Annotated in this window: 5 protein-coding genes and 3 pseudogenes; 4 read left to right on the top strand and 4 right to left on the bottom strand. The window is 55.5% G+C overall.

Annotated features, from left to right (window positions below; genetic code table 11):
- A pseudogene (locus ABJO75_RS27925) lies at positions 1–180 on the top strand (hypothetical protein); the annotation flags it as partial.
- Positions 181–362: 182 nt separating this feature from the next.
- Here the strand turns inward: ABJO75_RS27925 and ABJO75_RS27920 are convergent.
- Positions 363–731, bottom strand: a complete 369-nt coding sequence (locus tag ABJO75_RS27920; RefSeq protein WP_348129352.1) for an XRE family transcriptional regulator — start codon at positions 729–731, stop codon at positions 363–365.
- 88 nt (positions 732–819) lie between these two features.
- Here ABJO75_RS27920 and ABJO75_RS27915 point away from each other — a divergent pair, with 88 nt between their 5' ends.
- Positions 820–2016 carry a recombinase family protein gene (locus tag ABJO75_RS27915; RefSeq protein ID WP_348129349.1) on the top strand — a complete coding sequence of 399 codons (1197 nt, stop codon included), beginning with the start codon at positions 820–822 and terminating at the stop codon, positions 2014–2016.
- Between the two features lie 73 nt (positions 2017–2089).
- Here the strand turns inward: ABJO75_RS27915 and ABJO75_RS27910 are convergent, their stop codons facing one another.
- Positions 2090–2803, bottom strand: a complete 714-nt coding sequence (locus tag ABJO75_RS27910) for an IS6 family transposase (RefSeq protein ID WP_348129347.1) — start codon at positions 2801–2803, stop codon at positions 2090–2092.
- A gap of 738 nt (positions 2804–3541) precedes the next feature.
- Positions 3542–3703 (bottom strand): annotated as a pseudogene (locus tag ABJO75_RS27905) (IS110 family transposase); the annotation flags it as partial.
- 274 nt (positions 3704–3977) lie between these two features.
- Between ABJO75_RS27905 and ABJO75_RS27900 the strand changes: the two are divergent.
- A complete protein-coding gene (locus tag ABJO75_RS27900) occupies positions 3978–4421 on the top strand; it encodes a phasin family protein (RefSeq protein WP_348129344.1) in 444 nt (147 codons plus the stop codon).
- Positions 4422–4680: 259 nt separating this feature from the next.
- Here ABJO75_RS27900 and ABJO75_RS27895 read toward each other — a convergent pair whose 3' ends face one another.
- Positions 4681–5814, bottom strand: a complete 1134-nt coding sequence (locus ABJO75_RS27895; RefSeq protein WP_348129341.1) for an NAD(P)/FAD-dependent oxidoreductase — start codon at positions 5812–5814, stop codon at positions 4681–4683.
- A gap of 425 nt (positions 5815–6239) precedes the next feature.
- Here ABJO75_RS27895 and ABJO75_RS27890 point away from each other — a divergent pair.
- A pseudogene (locus ABJO75_RS27890) lies at positions 6240–6382 on the top strand (IS5/IS1182 family transposase); the annotation flags it as partial.

The following is a 6382-nucleotide window of genomic DNA, read 5'->3' as shown; positions in this document are numbered from 1 at the left end:
GCCGGGGCGTCGGAGCGCGAGATTATGGCTTGGACGGGTCACACATCGCCGCAAATGGTCCAGATTTACGCAGGTAAGGCGCGGCGCGGCCTTATGGCGGATCAGGGATTTGCCAAGCTGCGGCAGAACGAAACGGGTTCGCAACTCGACGAACCCAACAGCAATGGTTCGACAAAATGAACAAAATTGATAATGAAATCAACTGTGGGGCGACACATATTTTTACCTTTTTCGGAGCGACGAAGGTTTGATTTTAAAGAGAATTTTAAAACTGAGACGCGCTAGCTTTGCCTTTTGCGACTCGAAGGTTTTCCTTTCGCTCAAAGGCGATAGATCTCGGAAACCACGTCTCAGGTGGTCAATCAGTCGTTATCGGACCTACAGATCGCATCAAGACCGCTCAAAACCTCAGCTACTTCGCCCCTAGCAAGGCTGAGCCGTCGACCTAACCTCTCCTCGTCACGACCTGCCAAAACCAAAACGACATCAAGGACGGTGTCTGAATGCCGCATCAGCTCAATCAGGTTCTCACCAGTCGGACCGTTGGTTTCCGACATCCAGTTTTTGGCGGTTCGTTCGCTTACTCCTGTCCACCGAGCTGTGTCCTTCGCTGCACGGCCACCACCACCCAATTCTTGAGACAGCGCGGAACTGATCGCCTTTCGGTATTCTGAAGCAGAAACCAATCCCTCGCATTCTCGATGAAACAAGCTGCCCTTTTTATGAAACATGCTTCCAAACCTCTCCCTTTAAGATTGAGAAAGGAATCGCAGAGTTCCCGTGCAGGCTTGCGAATTTGAGTGAGAGAGGGCCGCAACGTTGAATTGGCCGGAAGACAAAAATGAACAAGGCAGCCGTCGAAAGGCTGCGCAATATGTCCGCATGTCGACCGAGCATCACCGGTACTCGACGGAAAACCAGTCGGATGCCATTCTGCGTTATGCCGATGAACGCGGCTACCAAATCGTTGAGACATATTCCGATGCAGGTAAAAGTGGTTTGCGCATCGAGGGGCGTGATGGCCTCACGCAGTTGCTCAATGACATCCAAGCCGGGAAGACAGATTTTAAGACAGTTCTTGTCTATGACATCAGCCGTTGGGGTCGGTTTCAGGATGCCGATGAGAGCGCGTATTACGAATACATCTGCAAACGCGCTGGCATCGCTGTCGAGTATTGCGCCGAGCAGTTTGAGAATGATGGCAGTCCAGTTTCTACCATCGTTAAAGGCGTCAAACGTGCGATGGCGTGGGAGTACAGCCGTGAGCTGTCGCAAAAGGTCTTTGCTGGTCAGTCTCGCTTGATTGAAGTGGGTTACCGACAAGGCGGCCCGCCCGGATACGGCCTGCGACGGATGCTGAACGATGAAGCTGGCAACCAGAAAGGTATTCTGACGCGGGGCGAACATAAGAGTATTCAGACTGACCGCATAACGCTCGTTCCGGGGCCTGAAGACGAAATCGCAGTTGTGAACCAGATTTTCCGCTGCTTTGTCGATGACAATCAGTCCGAGGCTGTGATCGCGGCCGATCTTAACGCCAAGGGTATCAAAACAGATTTGGATCGGGATTGGACACCGTCTGTTGTGCGCCAACTGCTCTCAAACGAAAAGTACATCGGCAACAACATCTGGAACCGCCATTCCTTCAAATTGAAAAATCGCCATGTGCGCAATAATCCAGATAACTGGGTCAGATCCGAAGGTGCGTTTGAAGCGATTGTTGATGCTGGGTTATTTGCCGCCGCCAAAGCGATCTTTGCTGCCAAAGCACACCGATATTCTGACGAGGAAATGCTGGATGGATTGTGGGACGCACTAGAGACGTATGGCTTCCTATCCGGCATTGTCATCAACGAAGCCAACGCGTGCCGTCCAGTGGCGCATATCAAAGCAGGTTTGGTAGCTTACTCAGAGCGTACAAGTTGGTCGGTTTTACCCCCGACAGGGACTACCGATACATTGAAATCAACAAACGTCTGCGTAAAATCCATGCAGGGATTATCAATGATACAGTAGTAGGGATCGAACAGGTTGGCGGGCATCGTCAAGTTATCGGAGTTTCTGGCAGCGAAAGTCAGGGCGCCAGATCTCAGGCCGCCTTCAACTCACGCGTGACGTCGTCCCAAATCCAGTGGGCATCGGCTCTGGTTTGGCGATAGGCAGCGGCTGAAAGTGTATGGCGGCGCGGACGGAAGATGGTTTGGACCTGATCATGAACGGAAAGAAATCGCTGGGCTTGTCTCGGCGATTTGAACCTCCCCATTATCTTTTCTCGCCGTCGGGTGGGGCGATGTGACCCTTCGGATCGATTGTTGAGGCCCTTGTGGCTGCGGTGCTCTATTCCCGGAACGAGGCTTTTCAGGGCGGCCCCGTAGCTTCGGAGTTTGTCCGTGACAACAGCTCGTGGTTGACCAAACGCCTTGAAGAGCTTGCGAAAAAACCGAGTTGCAGCCTGTTTGTTACGCCGAGACTGGACGAGGATGTCCAATACATCGCCTTTGCTATCAACAGCGCGCCACAGCCAATACTTCTTACCATTTATCGGAAGGACGACTTCGTCCAGGTGCCATTTGTCCGCCACACTGGGTCGATCTCGGCGGATCGCCTTGGCATATTGTAACCCGAACTTCGCAACCCAAGCGCGGATGGTCTCGTAGCTGACCACAACACCGCGTGCGGCTAACAGGTCCTCGGCATCGCGCAAACTCATGGCAAATCGATGATAGGCCCAGACAGCGTATCCGATGATTTCAGGAGGAAAACGTTGGCCTGAAAAGGCACCAGATTGCTTGGGTTTGGTCATGCGCCCACGTACCGGCTTTTGAGATGTCCCGCAACTTGACGATGCCCCCTGGGTTCTTCGAACAGGACGGTGTCGCGTACGGTCCTGCCAACACTTACGCGGATAACGCAACTCGGCTTCGATCCATTTAAGGGCTGTTGATGCCCGGCCCCCCTGCCCCGCCCTTTGGGCGTTGCATCGCGCTCTGGTCTCTGGCGAGCAGAGCTGACCTTCACCCGGCGGAGTTTGTCTCATGGTTGGCTGCGGCCTTTTGAACAGCCCATTCGGAAAACGATCACTGGGACACCGGGGTTTTCGCCGCCAGCTCCGAACACCCCTGCATACCGGGACGCGCATGGTGCACGTCCATAAGGGGACCGCCGGTGCCCCACCGCAACCCTGAAATCTGCACCCAAAGAGGTTTCCCGGGCTTTCGGCGCCTTTGCCTGGTGCAGGCCGGGTGATCCCCTCCCCTTTGGGTTTGATTTCAGCATTGCGGCGGTCCCCCTGCCCTCGCCGGGTGGCAGGCTTTCAATCGAGGGGCGCGCTTAGCGTGCCTTCGCCAGAAACCTCGCCCTGATTTTCGACATTAAGACCGGAACCGTGGCGCCACGAAAAAAGGAACGTCAGACATGGCTTTTCAAGCTATCGGCACCACCGAAGAAGGCATGACCAGCATTTAGGGGGCAGATGACTGCCTCCGAGGCACAATCAGAGAATGATCTTTCCGCTGTCGATCGCCCCCTTAAAGAAGGCACGTTATCGTTCACTGCCTTTGACGACCGCGTGGACCATCTTGGCAGCGATTGCGGTATACGCCTTGCGGCGCAAATGGGTGTTGTGACGGTCTATTGAGATGAAGCGCTCGAAGTTGTCGCGGAAGCTGTTGGTACGTTGCAAGATTGCGACCTGTTCGGCCAGCAGGCCGCCCTTGCAGGCAATGAAGGGCTGGCACAAAATCAAGCCGGAGCTGTTCAAGACGCAGCCATACAACCTTCCGCGATGTGACAGCTAAGTCATAGACGCGCCGACCCGTACCGCAACGCGCCCAGATTTTCACCCGAGCCGTATCCCTCCAGACCGGATCAAAATCCCTTCTTCGCTGCAGTGTTTCGGGGTTGAATTGCTGCGGCGCAGCATTGCATCGGCGATAACAACAAACGACACACGAAACACGCCCGAAAGGAGGCCCGTCATGGCCAAGCAGAACGCAAAATCCGCCGCGAACGACATTCAGAACCTGTTTGACCCGCAAGGCTATCAGGGCGTCTTCAAAACTTGGGCGAGTATGAATGAGCGCATGGTGTCAATCGCCATCGACGCCGGTTCCCGGGCGAACGATATCGCAAGCGAGACCACGAAAGAAGCGCTCTCGAACATGCGCGACTTGACCGAAGTCCGCGACGAAGTTTTCGAATACGGCAATGCCTACACGGACTTCGTGAAGAAGCAGGCCGAACTGTTCACGCGCGCCGCTCAGAACTATTCGAACGAAACCCAGAAGGTTGGCACTAAGGTTGCTGAGCTTGCCTCCAAGGCTAGCGAAGAGATCAGCGACAAGGTGACCACCGCTGCCGAAGGCGTCGCTCAGACGGTCCACTCGGTGACCCAAAAAGCGGAGTTAGGCTGCAAGCTGTAGAGATCGACTGATGATGAGCGGCGAGTCCTGCAAAGGGCTCACCGTTTACTTTCGCCAGAAGGCGCCTGGATCTGGTCCGGCGCGGCGTGCGTTGACCTGCGAGGACTCGGCACTTCTGATCCACCAAAGCGCGACCAACACGGTGATGCGCGTTCGGGTGCTGCCTGACAGCCGACCCGACATCGTTCAAACTGGTTTTTTCACAGTTTGTTCCTGCCTGTTTCGCGCGAGGAAGCCCAGTTTGTCGTGCCCCGTCAAATCAGACGCGCGACAGTCGTGCGGCATCCTTTGCAATCGACATTGCCTCGGCGCTCGCCTGCCGTAACTGACCATTGGGCGACGGATGATATGAGCAGAAATAGAGCCCCCGCGCCGCGGTCGCCCCGCCGCTGATGCGCGGCCGCCCGGTGGCATCCAGAACGTCGGCAGAGTCAGGCAACATGGAGCGCAGATCGACGCCATAGCCGGTAGCAAGTATCACGGTGTCAAAGGTTTCGGACGTCCCGTCGTCAAAGCGGATGTTTTCCTTGTCAAATGACACGATCCCCGGATGAACGGAAATGCGACCGGCCTTGATCTCTGACAGTGCGCCAATGTCGATCAGCGGGATCTTTCCATCTTCGACCACTTGGCGCAGTGGTCCTTTTTCAGCCTGACGCAGCCCGTAATCTTCGGGTCGTCCAATCAGGGCACGTACCACAGGCGCAGTAATCGCATCAGCGGCATGGGCTGGGAACAGTTTTCTCAGCAGGCCCATCGAGGTCGTCGGGATACCCAAAATCTCCTTGGGCAGGATGTTGATCGGACCGCGTACGCACAGGCCGACATCGATCCTAGCCTGCGCCAGATCAAGCGCGATTTCGCCACCTGAATTGCCAAAGCCGACAACTAGCACACGCTTTCCATTGTATGGTTCGGGGTTCCGGTACGCAGAGGAATGCAGAATATCGCCAGGAAACCCGTCCTGACCGGGCCAGTCCGGCAACCGTGGCGTTGCGTTTAGCCCGGTGGCAATCACGACGATATTCGCAGTCTCGACACCATTCGCGTGCTCGACGCACCACGCTCCATCGTTGCGCTTGACAATATTGACGAGGCACCCGAACCCGATATCGAGCGCGAAAGTTTTGACATATCGCTTCAGATAATCGATGACATCCGTGCGGGATGGGTAACGCTCGGCGTCTTTGGGAAAAGCCAGATAGGGCAGGTTTGAACGGCCCCGTGAAGTGTGCAGGTGTAGCCGATCGTAATGCGCGTGCCAGGCCGGTCCGACCGTGTCGGCACGTTCCAGAATGCGTGTTTTCATGCCCGCCTTCTGTAGACAGGCGGCTGTGGCAAGCCCCGCCGGCCCCGCGCCGATGACAATTGCCCTGGGATGGCTTTCGGTCATTTTGGCCCTTAACTTGGAATCCTGATTTGGACTGCCTTGCATGAGACTACTGGCACAGAAGTTTTGATTTCAAGAGCTTTGTGCCTCCATTCCTTGGGTCGTGCGGCGCCTTTATCGTGCGGCAGGCTCCAAGCGGGTTCATCCAAAAGCTTTCCATTCCGCGCTGCGCGTGAACAAAGCAACGTCAAAGTCGTACCACAGCAACGGACCGGTTGTTTGACGGCAAAATGAGGCCGTTTGGCTCGGATTCTATAGATATTCATGCCGGAGCTGGTCCAAAGGTGGGGGTTAAGGCGCGTGTTTGGCCTCAAACAACCTATCAATGATATTCGCGGTCCGGGCCTGAAGCAGGTTGTAGGCGGCCTTGTTTCAGGGATCGCCCCGTCGCTGATATTGATGCGGTTTGTACCCTTCAGGAGTTTTGAATGCCGCACAAGTTCAACGCCGATCGTCGTGACAAGATCCCGAGGCAAAAACATCGGGTGACCAACTGGGCTGAATACAACGAAGGCCTGCGGCAGCGCGGTGATCTGACTGTCTGGATCAGCGAAGACGCACTTTCCTTGTG

It is taken from the genome of Sedimentitalea sp. (genome assembly GCF_039973035.1).
Lineage (GTDB): Bacteria > Pseudomonadota > Alphaproteobacteria > Rhodobacterales > Rhodobacteraceae > Sedimentitalea.
Note: the sequence above shows the minus strand (reverse complement) of the source record. Positions and strands in the feature narration are given on the sequence as shown.